Origin of the sequence: Microbacterium sp. AK009 (genome assembly GCF_013410955.1) — a bacterium.
Classification (GTDB): Bacteria; Actinomycetota; Actinomycetes; order Actinomycetales; family Microbacteriaceae; genus Microbacterium.
The window spans coordinates 45,478-65,924 of sequence record NZ_JACCCG010000007.1 but is presented as its reverse complement, the minus strand read 5'-3'; the positions used below and the strand labels follow the sequence as shown (position 1 = coordinate 65,924).

At 70.1% G+C, this 20,447-nt stretch carries 22 protein-coding genes and 3 tRNA genes; 8 read left to right on the top strand and 17 right to left on the bottom strand.

The genetic code is table 11. From position 1 onward, the window contains the following. Positions 1-9 precede the first annotated feature (9 nt). Positions 10-879, top strand: a complete 870-nt coding sequence (locus tag HDC37_RS15940) for an aldo/keto reductase (protein WP_179561390.1) — start codon at positions 10-12, stop codon at positions 877-879. A 171-nt stretch (positions 880-1,050) separates the two neighbouring features. Here HDC37_RS15940 and HDC37_RS15935 read toward each other — a convergent pair whose 3' ends face one another. From HDC37_RS15935 to tilS, 11 genes are all read right to left on the bottom strand, one after another. Continuing rightward, positions 1,051-1,764: a Rossmann-like and DUF2520 domain-containing protein gene (locus tag HDC37_RS15935; RefSeq protein ID WP_179561389.1), complete on the bottom strand. Its 714-nt coding sequence runs from the start codon at positions 1,762-1,764 to the stop codon at positions 1,051-1,053. Further along, positions 1,761-3,425, bottom strand: coding sequence for a PH domain-containing protein (locus HDC37_RS15930; protein ID WP_179561388.1), 1,665 nt, complete (start codon positions 3,423-3,425; stop codon positions 1,761-1,763). Before HDC37_RS15930 ends, HDC37_RS15935 begins: the two co-directional genes overlap by 4 nt. Further along, complete coding sequence (locus HDC37_RS15925) at positions 3,422-4,078, bottom strand: PH domain-containing protein (protein WP_179561387.1); 657 nt, start codon at positions 4,076-4,078, stop codon at positions 3,422-3,424. Before HDC37_RS15925 ends, HDC37_RS15930 begins: the two co-directional genes overlap by 4 nt. Further along, the gene (locus HDC37_RS15920) at positions 4,026-4,514 is read right to left on the bottom strand and encodes a DUF3180 domain-containing protein (protein WP_179561386.1); all 489 of its coding nucleotides are present in this window, start codon (positions 4,512-4,514) and stop codon (positions 4,026-4,028) included. The genes HDC37_RS15925 and HDC37_RS15920 overlap by 53 nt, the downstream gene beginning before the upstream one ends. Next, complete coding sequence (gene folK / locus HDC37_RS15915) at positions 4,511-5,044, bottom strand: 2-amino-4-hydroxy-6-hydroxymethyldihydropteridine diphosphokinase (protein ID WP_179561385.1); 534 nt, start codon at positions 5,042-5,044, stop codon at positions 4,511-4,513. Before folK ends, HDC37_RS15920 begins: the two co-directional genes overlap by 4 nt. Next, positions 5,025-5,426, bottom strand: a complete 402-nt coding sequence (gene folB / locus HDC37_RS15910; RefSeq protein ID WP_179561384.1) for a dihydroneopterin aldolase — start codon at positions 5,424-5,426, stop codon at positions 5,025-5,027. Before folB ends, folK begins: the two co-directional genes overlap by 20 nt. Next, positions 5,402-6,259: a dihydropteroate synthase gene (gene folP, locus HDC37_RS15905; protein ID WP_179561383.1), complete on the bottom strand. Its 858-nt coding sequence runs from the start codon at positions 6,257-6,259 to the stop codon at positions 5,402-5,404. The genes folB and folP overlap by 25 nt, the downstream gene beginning before the upstream one ends. Next, on the bottom strand, positions 6,256-6,846 hold the full coding sequence (folE, locus tag HDC37_RS15900; protein WP_179561382.1) for a GTP cyclohydrolase I: 591 nt from the start codon (positions 6,844-6,846) through the stop codon (positions 6,256-6,258). Before folE ends, folP begins: the two co-directional genes overlap by 4 nt. Positions 6,847-6,855: 9 nt before the next feature. Continuing rightward, complete coding sequence (gene ftsH / locus HDC37_RS15895; RefSeq protein ID WP_179561381.1) at positions 6,856-8,862, bottom strand: ATP-dependent zinc metalloprotease FtsH; 2,007 nt, start codon at positions 8,860-8,862, stop codon at positions 6,856-6,858. A gap of 141 nt (positions 8,863-9,003) precedes the next feature. Next, the gene (gene hpt, locus HDC37_RS15890) at positions 9,004-9,555 is read right to left on the bottom strand and encodes a hypoxanthine phosphoribosyltransferase (protein ID WP_124292195.1); all 552 of its coding nucleotides are present in this window, start codon (positions 9,553-9,555) and stop codon (positions 9,004-9,006) included. Between the two features lie 574 nt (positions 9,556-10,129). Further along, complete coding sequence (gene tilS, locus HDC37_RS15885) at positions 10,130-11,122, bottom strand: tRNA lysidine(34) synthetase TilS (protein ID WP_179561380.1); 993 nt, start codon at positions 11,120-11,122, stop codon at positions 10,130-10,132. Positions 11,123-11,191: 69 nt separating this feature from the next. Between tilS and HDC37_RS15880 the strand changes: the two genes are divergently transcribed. The 3 genes from HDC37_RS15880 (at position 11,192) to HDC37_RS15870 (ending at position 13,331) form a co-directional block, all read left to right on the top strand. Then, positions 11,192-11,386 carry a hypothetical protein gene (locus tag HDC37_RS15880; protein WP_179561379.1) on the top strand — a complete coding sequence of 65 codons (195 nt, stop codon included), beginning with the start codon at positions 11,192-11,194 and terminating at the stop codon, positions 11,384-11,386. A 63-nt stretch (positions 11,387-11,449) separates the two neighbouring features. Further along, positions 11,450-11,986: an inorganic diphosphatase gene (gene ppa / locus HDC37_RS15875; protein WP_179561378.1), complete on the top strand. Its 537-nt coding sequence runs from the start codon at positions 11,450-11,452 to the stop codon at positions 11,984-11,986. A gap of 13 nt (positions 11,987-11,999) precedes the next feature. Then, entirely contained in the window at positions 12,000-13,331 is a 1,332-nt protein-coding gene (locus HDC37_RS15870; protein WP_179561377.1) for a DUF2254 domain-containing protein, read from the top strand. A 25-nt stretch (positions 13,332-13,356) separates the two neighbouring features. On the opposite strand, the gene HDC37_RS15865 is transcribed toward HDC37_RS15870, so the two are convergent. Beyond that, positions 13,357-14,784, bottom strand: coding sequence for a M23 family metallopeptidase (locus HDC37_RS15865; protein ID WP_179561422.1), 1,428 nt, complete (start codon positions 14,782-14,784; stop codon positions 13,357-13,359). Between the two features lie 267 nt (positions 14,785-15,051). Here HDC37_RS15865 and HDC37_RS15860 point away from each other — a divergent pair. From HDC37_RS15860 to HDC37_RS15850, 3 genes are all read left to right on the top strand, one after another. Then, a tRNA-Glu gene (locus HDC37_RS15860) sits at positions 15,052-15,124 on the top strand. 27 nt (positions 15,125-15,151) lie between these two features. Next, positions 15,152-15,225 (top strand) — tRNA-Asp (locus HDC37_RS15855). Positions 15,226-15,305: 80 nt separating this feature from the next. Then, a tRNA-Phe gene (locus tag HDC37_RS15850) sits at positions 15,306-15,378 on the top strand. Between the two features lie 131 nt (positions 15,379-15,509). Here HDC37_RS15850 and HDC37_RS15845 read toward each other — a convergent pair. From HDC37_RS15845 to HDC37_RS15825, 5 genes are all read right to left on the bottom strand, one after another. Next, positions 15,510-15,968: a GNAT family N-acetyltransferase gene (locus HDC37_RS15845; RefSeq protein ID WP_179561376.1), complete on the bottom strand. Its 459-nt coding sequence runs from the start codon at positions 15,966-15,968 to the stop codon at positions 15,510-15,512. A gap of 94 nt (positions 15,969-16,062) precedes the next feature. Continuing rightward, positions 16,063-17,304, bottom strand: coding sequence for a Dyp-type peroxidase (locus tag HDC37_RS15840; RefSeq protein ID WP_179561375.1), 1,242 nt, complete (start codon positions 17,302-17,304; stop codon positions 16,063-16,065). After that, positions 17,304-17,840 (bottom strand): copper chaperone PCu(A)C, encoded by a 537-nt coding sequence (locus HDC37_RS15835; protein ID WP_179561421.1) that lies wholly within the window; start codon positions 17,838-17,840, stop codon positions 17,304-17,306. The genes HDC37_RS15840 and HDC37_RS15835 overlap by 1 nt, the downstream gene beginning before the upstream one ends. 14 nt (positions 17,841-17,854) lie before the next feature. After that, entirely contained in the window at positions 17,855-18,472 is a 618-nt protein-coding gene (locus tag HDC37_RS15830) for a copper resistance protein CopC (RefSeq protein WP_179561374.1), read from the bottom strand. A gap of 104 nt (positions 18,473-18,576) precedes the next feature. Continuing rightward, positions 18,577-19,197, bottom strand: coding sequence for a hypothetical protein (locus HDC37_RS15825; protein WP_179561373.1), 621 nt, complete (start codon positions 19,195-19,197; stop codon positions 18,577-18,579). A gap of 59 nt (positions 19,198-19,256) precedes the next feature. On the opposite strand from HDC37_RS15825, the gene HDC37_RS15820 reads away from it, so the two are divergent. Then, complete coding sequence (locus tag HDC37_RS15820; RefSeq protein ID WP_179561372.1) at positions 19,257-20,366, top strand: YihY/virulence factor BrkB family protein; 1,110 nt, start codon at positions 19,257-19,259, stop codon at positions 20,364-20,366. Positions 20,367-20,447 lie beyond the last annotated feature (81 nt).

Below are 20,447 nucleotides of genomic sequence, written 5' to 3'. Positions count from 1 at the left end.
CACTCCTCCATGACCGACATCACCCAGCCTGCACAGTCATCCGGCACGTTCCGCATCGGCGGCGACCTCGAGGTCAACCGTCTCGGCTACGGGACCATGCAGCTCACGGGGCCCGGCGTCTGGGGCCCGCCGAAGGACCACGACGAGGCGATCCGCGTTCTGCGCCGGGCGGTCGAGCTCGGAGTGAACTTCTTCGACACCGCCGAGTCGTACGGCCCCTACGTCGCTGAAGAGCTTCTGAAGGAGGCTCTGCACCCCTACGCCGACGACGTCGTCATCGCGACCAAGTCGGGCCTGACCCGCACGGCCCCGAACGTCTGGCCGCCGCTCGGCCGCCCGGAGTTCCTGCGTCAGGGCGCGGAGATGAGCCTCCGCCGGCTCGGGCTCGAGCGCATCGACCTCTTCCAGCTGCACCGCATCGACCCGAAGGTGCCGCTCGAAGACCAGGTCGGCGAGCTGAAGGCCCTTCAGGATGAGGGCAAGATCCGCCACATCGGCCTGTCGGAGGTCACGATCGACGAGGTGAAGGAGGCGCAGAAGATCGCCGAGATCGTCACCGTCCAGAACCTCTACAACCTCCAGACCCGCGACGCGGAAGACCTTCTCGACTGGTCCGAGGAGCAGGGCATCGGGTTCATCCCGTGGTTCCCGCTCGCGACCGGCGGTCTCACCGGCGCCGACTCGCCGCTCACCGACATCGCTGCGCGGAAGGACGCGACCCCCGCGCAGGTCGCGCTCGCGTGGCTGCTGAAGCGCTCGCCCGTCATGCTCCCGATCCCCGGCACGTCCAGCGTCGCCCACCTCGAGGACAACATGCAGGGCGGCGTCATCGAGCTGACCGACGAGGAGTTCGCCGAGCTTTCGGCGCTCCGCGCCTGACCCGCTCTCCCCGTTTGGGGCGGACTTCCCCGCTTGGGGCGCGAAAAGGCCGCCCCGAACGGAGGAATCCGCCCCGAACCCGGGCAGGGCCGAGGAATCCGCCCCGAACCCGGACATGGCGGAGGAATCCGCCCCGAACCCGGGCACGACCGAGCGGGCGCGCGGCGAGGCTCAGGCGTCGGGCGACGCCCCGGGAGGCTCGATCACCGGGGCGTCGGCCCGCGTCAGGGCGTGGTCGATCGTGGTGTGCACGAGGCTCGACAGGTAGCGCCCGGGATCCTCGACCCCGGCGTGGGAGAGCAGGTCCGCGGCCTGGGCGATGATCGAGCGCGAGAACTCCGTCGCGGTCGAGATCGCCTCGGCATAGACCGGCCGCTGGTCCTCGGCCACCTCGACCGGCTCGCAGCCGAGCTCGACCGCCAGCGCCTGCGCGATCGGGAGCACCGGCGCCGGCGCGGAGACCGCCGCGTAGGCGTGGGTCAGCTGCCGCAGATCGATGGATGACCCGGTGAAGGCGATCGCGGGATGGATCGCCAGCGGGATGGCGCCCTGCGCCGTCGCCGGTTGGAGCACCGCGATCCCGTAGGAGGCGTCGGTGTGCAGCACCAGCTGGCCCGGTCGCCAGGCATCGACGGCGGCGAGGCCTGCGACCAGACCCGGAAGCTCGGCGCGCGGGACGGCGATCACGACCAGGTCGCTCCCCGCGATGAGCTCGACCGGGTCGAGCACGGGCACATCGGGCAGCACCGCGTCGACGCGGTCGCGGTCGGAGCCGGCGGTGATGCCGACGATCGCGTGACCGGCACCGCGGAGGGCAGCGCCCATCACCGGGCCGACGCGACCCGCTCCGATGATGCCGACGCCGAGTCGTCCGTCACGCCTCACCGCGACACCTCCTCCGCGCGGCCGGTGTCCGTCGCTGCGACAGCGTCAGGTGCAGCAGGCGACCCCGCAGGGTCGACAGGAACGGTGATCTCGTCGAACGCTTCGTCCCCCGCCCACCGGTGGCTCCGATCGGTCGCGGCCGCCACGATCGCCGCGGCCTCGGTGCGCTCGAACAGCGACAACGCGTCATCCCGGTCGATGATGCCGAGCGACCCGCTCACGCGGCCGATGACGGTGTGCACCTGCAGATTCGCGACCCTGAGCGACCGGTCGACCGGCCCCTGCGCGATCGCGAGGCTCTGCATGCGCGCGAGGGGGAAGAGGGCGAGCTTGCGCCAGATGAATCCTCGGCGCACGAACAGCACGTCGGGCGTGAGGAAGGCGCCGTTGCGCCGCCAGCTGGTGGGCCGAAGCCAGGCGGCGCGGCGCGGCGTGGTCACGTAGGGGTCGCCGTCCTCGGGCCCGAGAACACCGTGCTGGAACACCAGCGGCCATTCCTCGCGCGGAAGGTGCGGCAGCAGCAGCTGCAGGACGCGCTCGACGTCGGTGCGGTTGCCGACGGGGAGGACCGTGGCGAACTGGTCCGTCCCTGCGGCCTCGAGACCTCGGCCGGACAGCCGATTGACCGAGATCGCCCACCATCCGGCCGGCCGCCACAGGATCGGCTGGCTGATCTCCAGGGCGTGGATGCGGCCCGGCGGCAGCGTCTCGGTGACGGTGGTGAACAGGCCGAAGGTGATGCGGACACCGCTGGAAGTGGGGGCGATCGAGTATCGCAGCGACCGCGTGATCGTCCGCACCCAGTACGCCCCGAAGCCGAGGAGAGCCGGGATGGCGGTCAGCAGCAGCCACGGCGTGCCGAGGATCGATGCCACCACGATCGCCGCGACGAGGACGAGGAGGAAGAGCAGCGAGCCGTCGAGCAGGTGCGAGGCGATGAGGCGCCCGACGGGGATGTTCACCACCGAATCGGGCTCCTCGGCGGGATCCTCCGCCCCCTCGATCATCTCGGTGAGCCCGGCCGCGACGGTCGATGCGGCTGCCGACACCCGGCCACTTCCTCCCGCCGCCGCGGCTGCCTGACGGGCCTCGGCCAGGCGGCGCCCCGAGGCGAGCCGCAGGATGTCGGCCCGCACCGCCTCGGCGTTGGCGGTGGAGAGGTACTCGAGCTTGACGTTGCCGTCGGTGCCGGCGCCGACGACCTCGAGCTTGGCCATGCCCATGAGCCGGGCGATCATGGGCCTGGTGAGGTTGACCCCCTGCACCCGGTCCAGCGGCGCCCGCCGCTGGGTGCGGAACAGCACCCCGCTGCGCACTTCGACGTCGTCGCCGGTGATCCGGAACGTGTGGAACCGCCACGACAGGTAGAAGACGCCGACGAGCACCACGATCACCACGATCACCGCGCCGAGGGCGGCGAGGATGAGCCCGCGCTCGAAGATGAAGTCCAGCGGATCACCGGTCTCGAAGTCGCCCGGTTCAACCTCGGGGACGAAGATCGGCACGACCCCCTGAATGAGCCGGTCGCGGAAGTTGGCGATGAGGATGCCGGCGATGATGACCAGCGTCAGCCCGCCCCGCAGGAGCGGAGTGAGCGGATGCAGGCGGTGCCAGTCGCCGTCGCTGAGCGGCGAGCGGGTCGGCGCGGGGGCGCTCGTCACAGTCCCGTCCGGCGGGTCTCGGCGACATCGATGAGGGTGTCGCGCAGCTGCTCGGCCGCCCCCTGCGTGAGGCCGGGGAGCGTCACACCCGACACGGCCGCTGCGGTGACGATCTTCAGCTGGGCTATCCCGAAGCCGCGATCGAGGGGGCCGTGGGTGATGTCGACAAGCTGCATCCGGCCGTAGGGAACGGCGACGATGCGCTGCCACAGGATGCCGCGGCGGAAGACGAGGTCGTCACGCCGGAGCTGGTAGCCGTACGACCGCGCCTGCCGAGGGGTGACGACGAGCACCGCGGCGAGGATCACGAGCAGGATCCCGGCCGGGATCATAAGCCAGCGGAGGTCGAACAGGAACACCGCGACGAGACCGGCGACGAGCACCAGGAGGAAGAAGAAGCCGGTCGTGATGAGCTGCACCCGCACGTAGCCCTTCGCCAGCTGATACCAGGTGCCGTCGCCGAGGGGGAGCCGGTTCTCCGAGCGCGGCTCGACGACGCGATCGAAGGCGCCGCCGGTGAACACCGCGGGGTCGTAGTCGTCCTGCCGAACCTCGTCCGCTTCGAGCGGCGCCGCCACTGCGGCAGCATCCGCCACGCGCTCAGTGTCCGCCGGGTTGGAGTCCGGGGTCGGAGCCTCCGGGCTGTTCGTCATCGTCGTCCTTCCGGATCGTGCAGAACTGCTCTGCGACCAGGCCCGCGACCACCAGCAGCACCGCGCACAGGGCCGTCGCGATGACAGCCCCCAACGAGCCTAGCGAGGGCGGAACGGGGCGGGTGAGCAGGAACAGCGCCAAGCCCATCGAAATCCCGGTCACGATCGCTCCGACCAGGCTCGACGCCTTCGCGAGCACCGCGATGCGCAGCGCCCGGAACGGATCGACCGGGGCGGCGGTGCCGCGCGTGGCGCGGCGGATCGGCACCGCAAGGGCGACGATCACAGCGGCCAGCAGCACCAGGAGGATCGGCAGGGAGACGGCGGGAGTGAAGGTCGCCCGCCCCGCCGAGGTCAGTGCCTGGTCGATCACGAATCCGGCGGCGACGCCGAGCACGGCGACGATGACGAGGACGAGCGGTCGCGTGCGCCTCACGAGGGTTCCCGGAGGCGCGCGAGGATGTCGGCGACCCGACCGACCCCGGGAAGCACCGCGTCGGGGTCGACCTGCAGCCACGGCTCGAGGACGAAGTCGCGCTCTGCGGCCCGCGGGTGCGGGAGGATCAGCGCCGGGCCGTCGCTGGTGACGTCGCCGTAGGCGATGAGGTCGAGGTCGAGCGTGCGGTCGGCCCAGCGGCCCCCCCGCTCCCGGCCGTGCCGCGCTTCGATGGCGTGCAGGTAGCCGAGCAGGACGGTCGGCGCGAGGCGCGTGGTCAGCAGCGCCACCGAGTTGAGGTACGCGGGGGCGTCGGCGTCCGGCCCCTCCGGAGTCAGGGCCACCGACTCGATCGGCCCGGCGGTCTTCACATGGGTCACGAGCGGCAGCCGGGCGAGGTCGGTCAGCGCCGCGTCGAGAATGGCGGCGCGGTCGCCCAGGTTCGACCCGAGTGCGACGACGGCGATCGCCTCGTCGCGACGCCGGTGCGTCGCATCCGTCTTCAGACCCTCAGCCAGTCGACGACTCATCTGCGTTGCCTTTCGTATCGGCCCGCGCGCGTGTGATCGTCACCGACACATCGGCGAAGGTCAGCGGGATCGGGGCCTGCGGCTTGTGGACGCTCACGCGCACGGCAGAGACGAGCGGACGCTCGAGCACGGCGCGGGCGATCCGGTCGGCGAGCGTCTCGAGCAGGTTCACGGGGGCGCCCGCGACGATCGCGGCGACCTCTTCGGCGAGCTCGCCGTAGTGCACCGTGTCGGAGACCTCGTCACTGCGCGCCGCGGGGCGGGTGTCGAGCGTCAGATCCAGGTCGATGACGAAGTCCTGGCCGTCGCGCCGCTCGTCGTCGTAGACGCCGTGGTACCCGAAGACCCGCAGACCCGTCAGCGTGATCGTGTCGCCGTCCACCGACGGTCTCCTTCCCACGCCTCGGCGACGAGCAGCGCGTCGCGGGTGGCGCGGACGTCGTGCACGCGCACGCCCCACACCCCCTCCTGCGCGGCGAGCGCGCTCGTGACGGCCGTCGCCAGGTCGCGCCGCTCTTCGGACGCGTCGTCGAGCGTCGGGCCCGATGCGCCGGCGGCGCCGCCTCCGACGAGCGTCTCGGCGAGGAAGCGCTTGCGGCTCGTTCCGATGAGGACGCGGGGTCCGATGCCGAGGATGCGGGGGAGCCCGCGCAGCACCGACCAGTTCTGATCGCCGCGTTTGCCGAACCCGATCCCCGGATCGAGGATGACGCGGGACGGAGCGATGCCGGCGACCGCCGCGGCTTCCAGGCGCGCCGAGAGCTCGATGACCACCTCGCGGACGACGTCGCCGTACTCGGCGCGTGCGTACATGTCGCTCGAGGGCCCCCGCCAGTGGCCGATGACGAACTCGGCGCCCGTTCCGGCGACGGCCGGGAGCATCTCGGGGTCGGCGAGGCCGCCCGAGACGTCGTTGACGATGGTGGCGCCGGCCTCGACGGCGGCGACGGCGGTGGAGGCGTTCATGGTGTCGATGCTCACCGTCGCACCCTCGGCCGCCCAGGCGCGGATGGGGGGGAGCACGCGCTCCTGCTCGACACCCGGATCGACCCGGTCGGCGCCGGGCCGGGTCGATTCGCCGCCGAGGTCGAGGATGTCGGCGCCGGCGGCGCGAAGGACGCGGCCGCGTGCGATCGCGGCATCCTGCGCGAAGTAGCGCCCGCCGTCGCTGAAGGAGTCGGGCGTGACGTTGACGATGCCCATGACGACGGTCATTCGCGCGGCGCCCCCATGAGGAGCATCAGCTCGGTCCGGGCGATCGGGTCTGTAAATTCGCCGCGCGCGGCGATCGTCACCGTCGAGGCATCCCGCTGACGCTCTCCGCGGAAGGTGACGCAGCCGTGGGTCGCCTCGAGCACGACGAGGACGCCTCGGGTGTCCAGCGCATCCCAGATGGTGTCGGCGATCTGCTCGCCCAGGCGCTCCTGCACCTGCGGGCGCGAGGCGAGCACGTCGACCACCTTCGGCAGCGCACCCAGACCCACCACCTGCTCGCCCGGCAGATAGGCGATGTGGGCCTTCCCGCGGAAGAGCAGCAGGTGGTGCTCGCAGACGGAGCGGAAGTGGATGTCGCGGAGCATCACCGCGCCCGAGGGCAGCGTGTCGGGTGCGGGGCCCCGGCTGACGGAGATGGTGTGCGAGAGCGGCTCGGCGGGGTCCTCCCCCACACCGGAGAAGAACTCCGCGTACGCATCGGCGACACGCTGCGGCGTGAGCTTCAACCCCGGTCGGTCGGGATCCTCCCCGATCGCCGACAGAAGCTCGGTCACGAGCGCGGCGACGCGCTCTCGGTCAACGGCCACAGGCCGAGCCTACGCGGTCGCCGGGCGCGCCTGTCCGCTCGGCCGGCGGCGCGGCGCCTTCTCTGCGGCAGGCTCTTCCGCCTCGACAGAAGCCGCCACGCCCGCGGGCTCCGCGCGTCGCGGCACGTCGACGGGGGGAAGCGTCGATACGGGCCGGTCGCTGCTGGAAAGCCACTGCGGACGTGGCGGGAGCTTGCGAATGTCGGAGAAGATCTCAGCGAGTTCGATGTGATCCAGCGTCTCCTTCTCGAGCAGCGCCAGAGCGAGCGTGTCGAGCACGTCGCGGTTGGCGTTGATGACCTCGTACGCCTCGTTGTGCGCCTGCTCGATGAGCGCGCGCACCTCGGCGTCGACCCGCTCGGCGATGCGCTCGCTGAAGTCGCGGCCGTGACCCATGTCGCGGCCCATGAACACCTCGCCCGAGGACTGGCCGAGCTTGACCGGACCCACCTGCGTGGTCATCCCGTACTCGGTCACCATCTTGCGGGCGATGCTCGTGGCCTTCTCGATGTCGTTCGAGGCGCCGGTGGTGGGGTCGTGGAACACGATCTCCTCGGCGACGCGGCCGCCCATGGCGTACGTGAGCTGATCCTGCAGCTCGTTGCGGGTGACCGAGTACTTGTCATCCAGCGGCAGCACCATCGTGTAGCCGAGCGCCTTGCCACGCGGGAGGATCGTGACCTTGGTCACCGGGTCGGTGTGGTTCATCGCCGCGGCGGCGAGGGCGTGACCGCCCTCGTGGTACGCGGTGATCAGCTTCTCCTTGTCGCGCATCACCCGCGTGCGGCGCTGCGGACCGGCGATCACACGGTCGATCGCCTCATCCAGCGCCCGGTTGTCGATCAGCTGGGCGTTGGAGCGGGCGGTCAGCAGGGCCGCCTCGTTCAGCACGTTCGCCAGGTCTGCGCCGGTGAAGCCGGGGGTCTTGCGGGCGACGACCTCGAGGTCGACGCTGTCGGCGAGGGGCTTGCCGCGACCGTGCACCTGCAGGATCTTCTGGCGGCCCTTCAGGTCGGGCGCGTCGACGCCGATCTGACGGTCGAAGCGCCCCGGACGCAGCAGCGCCGGGTCGAGGATGTCGGGACGGTTCGTCGCCGCGATGACGATGACGTTCGCCTTCGGGTCGAAGCCGTCCATCTCCACGAGCATCTGGTTGAGGGTCTGCTCGCGCTCGTCGTGACCGCCGCCCATGCCGGCACCGCGGTGGCGGCCGACGGCGTCGATCTCGTCGATGAAGATGATGGCGGGGGCGTTCTCCTTGGCCTGGTTGAACAGGTCGCGCACGCGGCTGGCGCCGACGCCGACGAACATCTCGACGAAGTCCGACCCCGAGATCGAGTAGAAGGGGACGCCCGCTTCACCCGCGACGGCGCGAGCCAGCAGCGTCTTGCCCGTTCCGGGAGGGCCGTACAGCAGCACGCCCTTGGGGATGCGGGCGCCGACGGCCTGGAACTTGGCGGGATCCTTCAGGAAGTCCTTGATCTCCTGCATCTCCTCGATGGCCTCATCAGCACCGGCGACATCGACGAAGGTGACCTGGGGCATCTCCTTGGTCACGAGCTTCGCGCGGGACTTCCCGAACTGCATGACCTTGCTTCCCCCGCCCTGGGCGCTGGAGAGGAGGAACCAGAAGAGCAGACCCAGCAGCAGCAGCGGGATCATCAGCGAGAGGAATCCGTCGAACCAGGACGGCTGCGGCACCGCGTCGTTGAATCCGTCCTCGGGGTTGGCCGCGTTGATCGCGTTCACGACCTCTTCGGCGCGAGCCTGCACGTAGTAGAACTGCACGTCGGTGGCGCCCTCGTACGGCTCGGCGAGGGTGAGGTCGACGCGCTGGTCGCCGTCGGTGGTGAGGACCTCGGTCACCGTGCCGCCGTCGAGGAGTTCCAGGCCCTCCTGCGTGGAGATCTGCTTGGCACCGCCCAGGCTCGAGATCAGCGAGAAGCCCACGATCAGGAAGATCCCGATCAGCACGATGTAGAACAGGGGGTTCCTGGTGATCTTCTTCAGCTTCATGGTGCGGGCGGGGCCCGATCCCTTTCTCGACGAGCCGTGAGCGTGGCGGGAGCCGCGGTGACGGTGAACTCAGGGTAACGCGGGCTCTCTATGCCCGGCCTGTGCGTTCGTCGTGGGCGGAATCGATGCGGGCGCTCAGGGTCAGGCGTAGACGTGCGGGGCGAGCACCGCGACGTCGCGCAGGTTGCGGTACTTCTCGGCGAAATCGAGGCCGTAGCCGATGACGAAGTCGTTCGGGATGTCGAACCCGACGTACTTGCAGTCCACGTGCACCTTGGCGGCATCCGGCTTGCGGAAGAGCGCGAACACCTCCACGGAGGCGACCCCGCGGGAGGCGAAGTTGTCCAGCAGCCAGCGGAGTGTGAGGCCGGAGTCGATGATGTCCTCGACGATGAGCACGTGCTTGTCGTGCAGGTCGGTGTCGAGGTCCTTCCGGATCTGCACCACGCCGCTCGAGCGGGTTCCGGCGCCGTAGGACGACACCGCCATCCAGTCCATGGGGTAGGACACCGGCAGGGCGCGGGAGAAGTCCGCCATCACCATGATCGCCCCCTTGAGGACGCCGACGAGCACCACGTCCTTGCCCGCGTAGTCGGCGGCGACCTGCGCCGCGATCTCGTCGAGCTTGGTGCGGATCTCCTCCTCGGTGACGAGAACCCGGGTGATGTCGCCTTCGATGTCGGCCGCGCGCATGCGTTCCAGCTTACGGCGCCGCGTGTCGCGCGCCGAGCGCCCGCGTGGCTCTGCAGATTCCGCGCGGGGCACGCCCCCGGCCGAGGATGTCGCAGAACGAGCGGCATCACCTCCGGAACGACGCGTCTTCTGAGACATGCAGGAGAGGATGTCGCATAAGCGACGACCCGCGAGGCCGGAGGCCGCACCTTGTGTGACACGCCGGCGCGAAGCGCGGCCCGCGGCGGCGCGAAGCGCGGCCCGCGGCGACGGCGGCGCGAAGCGCGGCCCACGGCGGCGCGAAGCGCGGCGGCGGGCGCGAGGCGGTCCGCGGCGGCGGGCGCGAGGCGACAGTCCCCCCAGCCCCACGCTGAGGATGTCGCAGAACGAGCGGCATCCATCCCCGGAACGCCGCGACTTCTGAGACACCCGGGAGAGGATGTCGCAGAAGCGGCGACCTGCGCCGCGCGATGCGCGCACCTACTGAGACATGCTCAGGGGGATGTCGCAGAAGAGGCGGCGTGCGGTGCAGAAGGTCGCGCCTCCCGAGACACGGCGGAGCGACGGGCGCACAAGGCGCAGGCCCGCTGCACCCTCACCGGGCGGTGAACACCACGCGGCCGCCCACGCGCGCAGCGCGGCACGACGGGAGGTCGATCGGGCCCTGCCCCGACCAGTCGGTGACCAGGCGCGCGACCTCGAGCGTCTGCACTCGGGTGAGGCTCTCGCCGAACTCGGCGGCCACGACGTGGCGGATGATCCGGTGCCGGAGCGCCGGGGGGTTGGCGGCGAGCGCCGCGACCGAGACGGCGATGCCGGCCTCGGCGTGCTCGACGATGTCCTCGATCGTCTCGTCGATCATCTCCTCGAAGGCCGCCGCATCCTCCCGCAGCTGCTCGGCGGTGCGCGCGAGCGCCTCGGCGATGCCCGGGCCGAGCTCGGCCTCGAGCACCGGCAGCACCCGCTCCCGCACCCGCACCCGCGCGAAGCGCGCATCGGCGTTGTGCGGGTCGTCCCACGGGGTGAGCCCCTCCGCCGCGCAGGCCGCCCGAGTGGTCTCGCGGCGAAGGCCAAGGAGCGGTCGGAGCATCGGCAGGCCGTCGAGATCGGATGCCACGGCCATCCCCTGCAGGCTCGCCGCGCCCGAGCCGCGCGCGAGCCCCAGCAGCACCGTCTCGGCCTGGTCGTCGAGCGTGTGGCCGGTGAGGATCGCTGCGGCACCCTCCTCGCGGGCGGCGTTCCGGAGCGCGCGGTACCGCGCGTCGCGCGCCGCAGCCTCCGGCCCGCCCCCGGCACCTACGTCCACCCGCACCACACGGGCGGAGGCCCCGAGGGTCTCGGCGACCCGGCGGGCCGCATCCGCGGCATCCGCAGATCCCTCCTGCAGACCGTGGTCGACCGTGATCGCGACCACGCGAATCCGCCGCCGTGCGGCCTCGAAGACCGTTGCGGCCGCGAGGGCGAGCGAGTCGGCACCGCCCGAGAGGGCGACGATCACGGGATCACCGTCGGTCACGGCCTCGAGGCTCGTGCGCACGGCCAGCCGCACCGCGGCCACAGCCGGATCGAGCGAAGGTCGGTGGGTCACGACATCACGCTACCGAGCGTCGGCGCGGCGACCGAGGACCGAGCCCTCGAAGGGCTCTACGTTGTGGCCATGGAATCCGAATCCGAGATGGGTCGCACCCGCTACCGGCTGTACATGATCATCGGCCTCGTCGTGTCGTTGCTCTTCACCGCTGCCGGCGTCGCCGCTCTGCTCACCGGCGGCGGTCCGGTACTCGGCTGGGCCATGATCGTCGCCGGCCTCGCCATCGCCGTCGTCTCGGTCGTGCAGCTGCGACGATCCTGAGCGCGCAGGCCGCCGCGACTAGGCTGGTCGCCGGCCACCCACCCGTTCTGAAGGAGCACAGGCATGGGCGCATACGACGCCGTCATCGAGATCCCGCGCAACAGCAACATCAAGTACGAGGTCGACCACGGCACCGGACGGGTCTTCCTCGACCGCATCCTCTTCACGCCGATGGGGTACCCGACCAACTACGGGTTCTTCGAGAACACCCTCGGCGAAGACGGCGACCCGCTCGACGTGCTGGTGCTCCTCGACCAGGACCTCATGCCCGGCATCCTCGCGAAGGTCCGCCCCGTCGGCGTGCTGAAGATGGTCGACGAAGCCGGCGGCGACGACAAGGTCGTCGCGGTGCTCGCGAAGGACCCGCGCTGGTCGCACATCCAGGATGTCGACGACATCCCCGAGTACACCAAGAACGAGATCGGGCACTTCTTCGAGCACTACAAGGACCTCGAGCCGAACAAGTGGGTCAAGGTCGACCAGTGGGCAGGCGCCGCCGAGGCGGAGCGCCTGGTGAGCGAGGCCTTCGTCCGCTTTGAAGAGCACGAGGGCGAGACCCGCACCCAGGGTGAGGGCGAAGCCCCCAACACGCTGGACTGAGGCTGGAGCGACGGTGGCGCGGAACGGGTTCGGGCCACGCGCCGCCGCGCTCTCCGAGGCCATCGCCTCGCGGCTGTGGCCGATCCCGCTCGCCGCGACGGTGGTCGCCGTCATCCTCGGCGTCGTGCTTCCCGAGGTCGACCGGGCGATCGATCAAGACCTGCCCGCCACCTTCGCCGCTCTGCTGTTCGGAGGGGGCGTCGAGGCGGCGCGGGCTGTGCTCTCGGCGATCGCCGGCTCGGTCATCACCGTCACATCGCTGACGTTCTCGTTGACCGTCGTCGCCCTGCAGCTGGCAAGCAGCCAGGGCTCGCCGCGGCTGCTGCGGATGTTCGCCGCCGACCGGATGGTGCACGCGACCCTGGCGATCTTCATCGGTACGTTCGCCTACGCCCTGACGGTGCTGCGGACGGTGGAGGACGCCACCGAGGATGCGAGCGCCTTCGTCCCTCGGATCGCGGTCACCGTGGCATCCGTCCTGACGCTCACCAGCGTGGTGATGCTGACGTTCTTCCTCGGGCATCTTGCGCGGCAGCTTCGGCTCGAGACCATGATGCGCGACGCTCACCGGGAAGCGTCTCGCACCATCGGGATGCTGTGGGATGCTGCGCCGGGGCGCCCGGCCCCGGTCGCCCCTCGAACGCCGCAGGAAGCACGGGAGGTGACCGCGACGACGTCGGGCTTCCTCTCCGAGGTCGACCGGTCCGAGCTGGTCGCGATCGCGCGCGAGCACGACGTCGTCGTCGAGGAGATCTCACCGACGGGCGCGAATGTGGTGACCGGCTCGCCGCTGGTTCGGTGGTGGCCGCGCGCGGGCGAAGCGACGCGCGCTGATGCCGGCCTCGATGGCCGCCTTCGCGATCAGTTCAGCCTGTCGTACGAGCCCACTCCCTCGCAGGATGTGAGCTTCGGGATACGGCAGATCACCGACGTCGCGATGAAGGCCCTCTCCCCCGGAGTCAACGACCCGACGACGGCCGAGTACGCGGTGGGGCATCTGGCCGACCTCCTCGCGGACATCGCCGCGCGCGGTCCGCTGCCGGCGTCGTTCACGGATGACACAGGTGTCGCGCGTCTCATTCCGGCGCACGCCTCGTTCGCATCGCTCGTCGCGCTGAGCCTCGGCCGTGTTCGTCACTACGGCTCCGGTGACCCGCTCGTCGCCGGCCGTCTGCTCCGCGCCTACGGCGAGGTCGGCCGTCGCACCGTCGATGACGGCCAGCGGGAGGTGCTGCGGACCGAACTGGCACGCACCGTGCGCGCGATCGACGTGCACGCCGCCGACGACACGGACATCCGGGATGCGCGACGGATCGCGGACGAGGTTCGAGCAGCCCTCGACTGACCGACGGGCGACACGACCCGGGCGATCAGACGCCGATGCCCCGGGCGGCCATGAAGTCGATCGGGTTCGTCGTGCCCCCGTTGACGTAGCACTCGAAGTGGAGGTGGCAGCCGAACGAGCGTCCGGTGTTGCCCTCGGCGCCGATGAGCTGACCGGCGTTGACCCACTGGCCGTAGCCGACATAGATCGCCGACATGTGGCCGTAGCCGGTGCCGATGCCGCCGCCGTGATCGATGCGGACGTAATTGCCGTACCCGCCGTTGTAGCCGGAATAGGTCACCCGGCCCGCTGAGGCGGCGAAGATCCCCGCACCGCACCCGGCGGCCAGGTCGACCCCGGCGTGGAACGAGCTCGCACATCCCTGCGGGCCGCACTGGCTGGTGCGCCACCCGTAGCCGGAGGACCGCCAGCCCGACGACGGACGAGCCCAGCCGGTCCCGACGACGCCGCCGCCGTTCCCGCCGCCTCCGCCGCCGCCGCCACCGCCGCCACCGCCGCCACCGCCACCGCCGCCGCCACCGCCGCCGCCGCTGTTCTGCTGGGCTTCGCGACGCTTGCGCTCCTCCTCAGCGAGGCGGGCGGCCTCGGCCGCACGGGCGCGAGCTTCCTCCTCCTCGCGGCGCTTGCGCTCCTCCTCGGCCTTGCGACGGGCCTCGACGCCGGCCTGGTAGTCGGCGATCGTCTTGGCGGTGGTGTCGCGAAGGGCCGCGAGCTGGGCCTCGAGCTCGACGCGATGCGTCTGCTGCGCAGCCAGAGCCGCCTCGGCTGCGGCGGCCGCCTCCTGCGCGGCCACCATCTTCTGCTCCGCCTCCTGCTGCAGGCGGTCGCGCTCCGCACGCTGCACGGCGGCCTGGTCGCTGAGGCTCTGCGCTGAGTCGCGGGCGGTGATCGCCTCGGCGTAGACCCCGCGGTTGCGCTCAACGAGCTTGTCCATCGTGCCGAGCTTGGCGAGCAGATCATCGGCCGTGGCGGCGGAGCCGGCGAAGAACAGCTCGAGCGAAGTGTCGTCACCGCCGTTCCGATAGAGCTCGGCGGCCACGCGGCCGGCCTTGTTGGCGGCATCCGTGGCCTTCTCGGCCTGCTCGTCCGCCTGCCGCTGCAACTCATCGGCGCGGTAGGCGGCCTCGAAAAAGGCCTGCTGCGCCTCGTAGTACTCGTCGCCGGCCCGGACCGCTTCCGCCTGTTTCGCGGCGACATCGGCGGCGAGGCTGGCGATCAGGCCCTCGATGCGGGTGATCTCCGCGGCCTTCGCGCCCTCGTTCTGCTTGGCGCGCTCGACGTCGTCCCACGACGGGTAATCGACAGCGAAGGCCGGCGCAAGAGCAGGACCCGTCAGCGCGCCCGCTGCGGCGAGGCCGAAGATCCCGAGCCCGAGCAGGCCGCGACGACTGAGGTCGGGCCAGAGCATCGCCTTCTCGCGTGCCGTGGGCGCGCAGCCGCAGTCGTCATGCATAGCGTCGGAGTCCACAGGCCCTCTCCTTCGCGCACAGGCAGAAGTAGACGTGCATCACATTAGCAACATCAGTCACAATCGCAACGGTGATCACCGGAATCGTGCCCGTCGATCCCGGTCTGCCTTTCGCCCCAGTGTCGTGGTGGAGCCCACCGCTCACGCGCGCGACGCGCGGAGCGACGCGGCATCCGAGAGCTCGATTGGCGCAAGCGCCGGGGATTGCGTATGCTTGGGCGTCGGCGAGTGAGCCTCCGGGTTCGTTCATCCGGCCCCATCGTTTAGCGGCCTAGGACGCCGCCCTTTCACGGCGGTAGCACGGGTTCGAATCCCGTTGGGGTCACTCCGTAAGGCACAATTGAATAAGCATGGCCCTGTAGCGCAGTTGGTTAGCGTGCCGCCCTGTCACGGCGGAGGTCGCGGGTTCAAGTCCCGTCAGGGTCGCTCCAAGCGGCGGGCCTTCTTTCGAGAGGGCCTTTCGTCTAGGACGTGGCATCGCGTCGTTCGCGATACGGATGCTGCGCGGCTCTGTAGCTCAGTTGGTAGAGCGCACGACTGAAAATCGTGAGGTCACGGGATCGACGCCCGTCGGAGCCACTGGGACCCTCGTGTGGCTTCTACACACGGGGGTTTCTTCATTCCCTCCGGGCAACGCCGAAGCCGCAGCGATCCGCCCGATGCGCGGGATCATCGCGCCGGACGTGATGCGTCGTCACACTCGACCGGTCTCACAGATCGAAGCGGTGCGGGACGGCTCCGTCGCCGTCGCGATAGGGAGCGAATCCCATCGCCGCGTAGTACGCCAACGCCGCGGAGTTGTCCGCCCCGATCGTCGCGTCGATGTGGGCGAGCCCGGCGGCTCGGGCCGCCGCGAGCGAGCGGTCGAACAGGCCGCGTCCGATGCCCCTGCGTGCGGCATCGGGATGTATGTGGGTGCCGATGATTCCCCAGCCGGTCTCCACGCCATAGGGGTTTCCCTCCCACGCTCGTTTCAACGACTGGAATCCGACGACCACACCGCCGCGGTCCGCGACCGTGCAGGAGAGGGAGTGCTCGGGGTCGAGATATCGCTCGGTCACGAAGACGGCATCGACCGGAGAGGCGCGCAGCCCCGCGCGGTGGATCGCGTTCTGGACCTCGACCATGTCGTCGAGATCGGAGTGCCGGGCTTCACGGAACTCGATCATGTCGTCATCCTCGCATCCGTCGCGAGAGCCGCACCTCCCCCCGCCGCACGGGTTCCGAACGGTCGACACCTCAAGGGGTGGTTGTGCGCCTCCTTCAGGTGAGAAGTGTCTCGCCGATGAAGCCGCCCTCGGCGCATCCGGGTGGTGCGGCGAAGACGGCGGAGCCGATGGGGGTGGTCCATTCGTTGAGCAGGTCGAGTTCGTCGAGGCGGCGTTGGATCGGGATGAACTGCCGGTCGATGTCGGCTTGGAACGACACGAAGATGAGCCCGGCGTTGGCGATCTGCCCCGCGGCGGGGGTGTCGTCGTAGTTGAACGCGCGACGGAAGATGCGCTCGTGCGGGTTGTCGCTTCGGGAGCGGCGCAGGTGGGAGAACTCCGGGATGACCGGAAAGCCGATCGGCGTCTTGGCGTCGAAGTCGGGTTCGTCGAACTCGTCCGTACCGGTCAGCGGCGCGCCGTTGGACTGGTAGCGGCCGACCGACTGATCCCTCCCGGGCCGATCCAGGCGGTCCCACGTGTCGAGATCCATGGCGATCCTCCGGATCACGACCCCGGTGCCGCCGGCGGCCCATCCGTCAGCGGTGTTCCAGACCACCGCGTCGAAGTCGGCGGTGCCCGGTTCGGGATTGGTGGTGCCGTCGACCTGGCCGAAGAGGTTCCGCATGGTCGTGCCGGGTTTGACCGAGCCGTGAGCGCGTCGGAATCCCTGCTGGGTCCAGCGGAGCGTGGCGAAGCTGCGGGTGTCTTTCAGCAGCATGCGCGAAGCGTGCGCCACCGTCAGCGGGTCGTCCGCAGCGATCTGGATCAGTAGGTCACCATCGCTGTACCCGGGTTGCAGTTGATCGATCCCGAACGCCGGCAGCGGGGCAAGCCATGCCGGACCGGTGCCGCCGGCCCGCGCGACGAGCCCGGCGCCGAACCCGAAGGTGACGGTGAGGCGGGCGGGGGCGACCGCGAGCTCGGGCTCGGAGTCGGCCAGGGCAGGCTGTCCCTGCGTCATGCGGGCGGCGTCGTCGGTGAGGATCCGCATCATCCGCCGCAGCCCGTCCCTGTCGACGCCGGGAAGAAGGTCGAGGGCGAGGAACGTCCCGTGGGCTTGAGCGGCGGTGTCGATGCCGGCCTGATGCTCGCCGTGGAACGGCACCGTCACGTCGCCGTTCAGCGGGACCGATGCGGCAGCCGTGGAGCGGGCGGGTTCGGGCGCGGCGCGAAGTGCGGTGTCGATTCCGATCGCGGTGACGGCGCCGACGCCGGCGACAGCGCCTCCGAGGAGGAACTGCCGCCGGGTCGAGCCGCTGCGATCAGAACGGCTGCTCCGATCGCGGGGAGCCATTACTGATCCATCTCCATGTCCATCTCCCCGCCCTCATACGTCTCGTTCGCGCCGGAGTAGTCCTTCACCGGCGCGGTGAACTCGTATGTGCTGTCGTCGGAGAAGGTGAGGGTGAAGGTGACCTCCTCCCCCGCCGCAAGCGGCGCGGTGAGGTCCATCAGCATGATGTGATTGCCACCGGGTTCGAGGGTCATCGAACCGTCGGCGGGGATCACGAACCCGCCTCCGATCTCGCGCATCACCATCTGGCCGTCATCGTTCTCCACCGTCTCGTGGAGTTCGATCATGGATGACGCCTCGGTCGTGGCCGACACCACCGTCACGTCTGTGTCGCTGTCGTTGGTGAGTTCTCCGAACGCGGCCGACATGCCGGACTCGGCTGACTTGACCCACGCATCACTGATGACGACAGCGTCGCCCGCAGAGATGGTGGCGGCGGTGTCGGTCGCCGGGGTCGTGGAGGTTGCGCAGCCAGTGAGGGCAAGCGCAGCCACGGCGGTGAGGACGCCGAGGCGGGTGCGGGTAGAACGATTCATCACGAAGGTACCTTTCAGGAATGCTCCGACGGCGGCGCAACGGCCTCGTCGGCACCGACGACGTGACGTCGACGGCGAAGGAAGAAGATGGCGGCGAGCACGGCGACAGCCACAGCTGCGCCCGCGATGCCGATGAGGACGACTCGGAGGACGCCCCCGTTCTCCTGTGCGTTCTGACTCTGCTGTTCCGGCGCTGCGGCCCCACCCGTGTCCGTGGACGCATCTGTGCCGCCGGCAGCGGCGCTGCGTTGCAAGGGTTCAGCGTTCCCCACGGTGAACGGGATCACCCCGGAGATGGGGTGACCGTCCGAGGAGACGACCCGCCACCGAATCTCGTACCCACCGACCGGCATGCCCTCCTCGAGAGGAACAGTCAAGGTGTCCCACTCGATGACGGGAGCCGCAGCCGTCCAATCTCGATCCGCATGGTCTGCAACCAGCACCAGGGCGCCGAGCTCCATCACATCGCCGCTGAAGGTCAGTGACACGGAAGACGGCGGGACATCCAGACGCGCATCCTCCCCGGGCGAACTGGACAGCAATTCATCGTGAGCCGAAGCCGGGGCAACGGACGCCAGAACCACGACGACCGCCGCCACCAGCCCGACCGAGAACCGGCGGATCGGTGACATGACAACCTCTCGCACGCACCGTGAAGGGTGCGCAGGATTCGAGCGCTCGGAGGGAACGCGAGGAACGCGCCGAGGCGCGCGTCAGGCTGCGGCGTCGGCGAAGGTCAGAACACAGCGACGGCCGGCGGCCCGCGCCGCGACACCGCGAAGACGATGGCCGAAGCCACCGGCGGCACCCACGTGCCGACGGCGGCGACGCGCCCCGAGAGAGGCCGCACAGGCAGATTCAGAACCGGGAAAAGCCGGCGCCACGCCCAACGAGCGAACTCCGCGACGATCTCCCACAGCCGGTCGAGCGCCCGCTCGCCGCGGTACAGCGCAGCGATCGTCACAACCGCGGCAAGACCGTGCATGAGCCACATCGACGCATCCGCATGCAGATTCGTCGATGACCCCGCGGCGTCGGTCATCGCCAGAGACGCCACGCCGTGAGCGTGATGCGAAGACACGACAGGCGAGGAAGCGGACGAAGGCACCGCGCCCAGAACGAAGAGCGTGTGGAACAGCACCTGGCTCACCGCGACGGCCAGAGACAGCCGCCACAGCGACACCCGCCGTCCAGCGAGAACCGTGCAGACCGCCAGAGACAGGATGAGCGGCACGACGATTCCCAGCCACCCGGGCATGTGACCGCCGCCCGTGACATGCGACACCAGGGCGACGAACGTCGCAACCCCGGCTGCCACCGAACCCCGCACGACGCGGACGGCTCGAGCAGTGGACACTCCCTCAGTCTCGCACGTCGCCGGCATCATGTTCCCAGGGCCGACCTATCGTGGCACGCATGGTCGACGCCCTCACCTCCGCCGACGCCGAGAAGCCGTCGTGGCCCACCCAGATCCGTAGCGCCACCTGGAGATACGTGCTCCGGCGCACGTTCGTGGAGTTCGTGCGCGACGACGGCGTGGACGCGGCGGGCTCCCTCACGTTCTTCGGCGTGCTGGCGATCTTCCCCGCAGGTCTGGCGATCATGGCGGTGATCGGCATCGTGGGGGACAGCGACGACGTCCGCGAGCGGCTGCTCTCGCTCTTGGAACAAGTGGCACCGGGCGCGGTCATCGACACCGCCGACGCCATACTCGCCAACGTCTCGGGAACGACGGGCGCGGACATCGCGCTCATTCTGAGCATCGCGGTCGCGCTGTGGTCGTCGTCCATCTATGTCAGCGCGTTCGGGCGCTGCGTCAACCGCATCTACGGCGTGGCGGAAGGCCGTCCGTACTGGAAACGCAAGCCGTTCCAGCTCGGGCTCACCGTCCTGCTCCTCGCCGCCGTGATGCTGATGATCGCCATCGTGATGCTCTCGGGACCCACCCTGCGGCTCGTCGGAGGCCTCCTGGGCTTCGGAGAGGTGGCCCTCGATGTCTGGAGCATCGCACGGTGGCCGGTGTTCGCGCTCGCCCTCGTCGGCGTCATCGCGATCCTCTACCGGGGCACCGGAAACATCCGATTGCCGCGATTCCGGTGGCTGGTGCTCGGCGCATTCGTCGCTCTGCTGGTGATGGGTACGGCCTCGCTCGGTTTCGGCTTCTACGTGTCGAACTTCGCACGCTACAACGAGACGTTCGGCACGTTCGCCGGAGTGACGATCTTTCTGATCTGGCTCTTCCTGGTCAACGTCGCCCTCCTGCTCGGAGTGGAGCTGAATGCCGAGATCGAGCGGGGCCGAGAGCTGCAAGCGGGGTTTCCCGCCGAGGAGGCCGTCCACATCCCGCTGCGGGACACCACGGTCATCGAGCGGAACGAACGTGCGAGCCGGATCACTCGCGAGCACGGCTCCCTGCTGCGCCAAGGGGAGGTCCCCCCTCCCCGGCCCGACTCCGTCGTCACACGCATCCGCGAGTGGCTCGGACGGCGCGCTGATCGCAGGGTTCAGTCCCGGCCGCGGGACTGATCCGCCCTCCGGCGAGAACCACCGCCCCCCGTCCACCGGACCTCGTTCGGTCGCACGATCGCGATGATGTCGCAGGGAAGG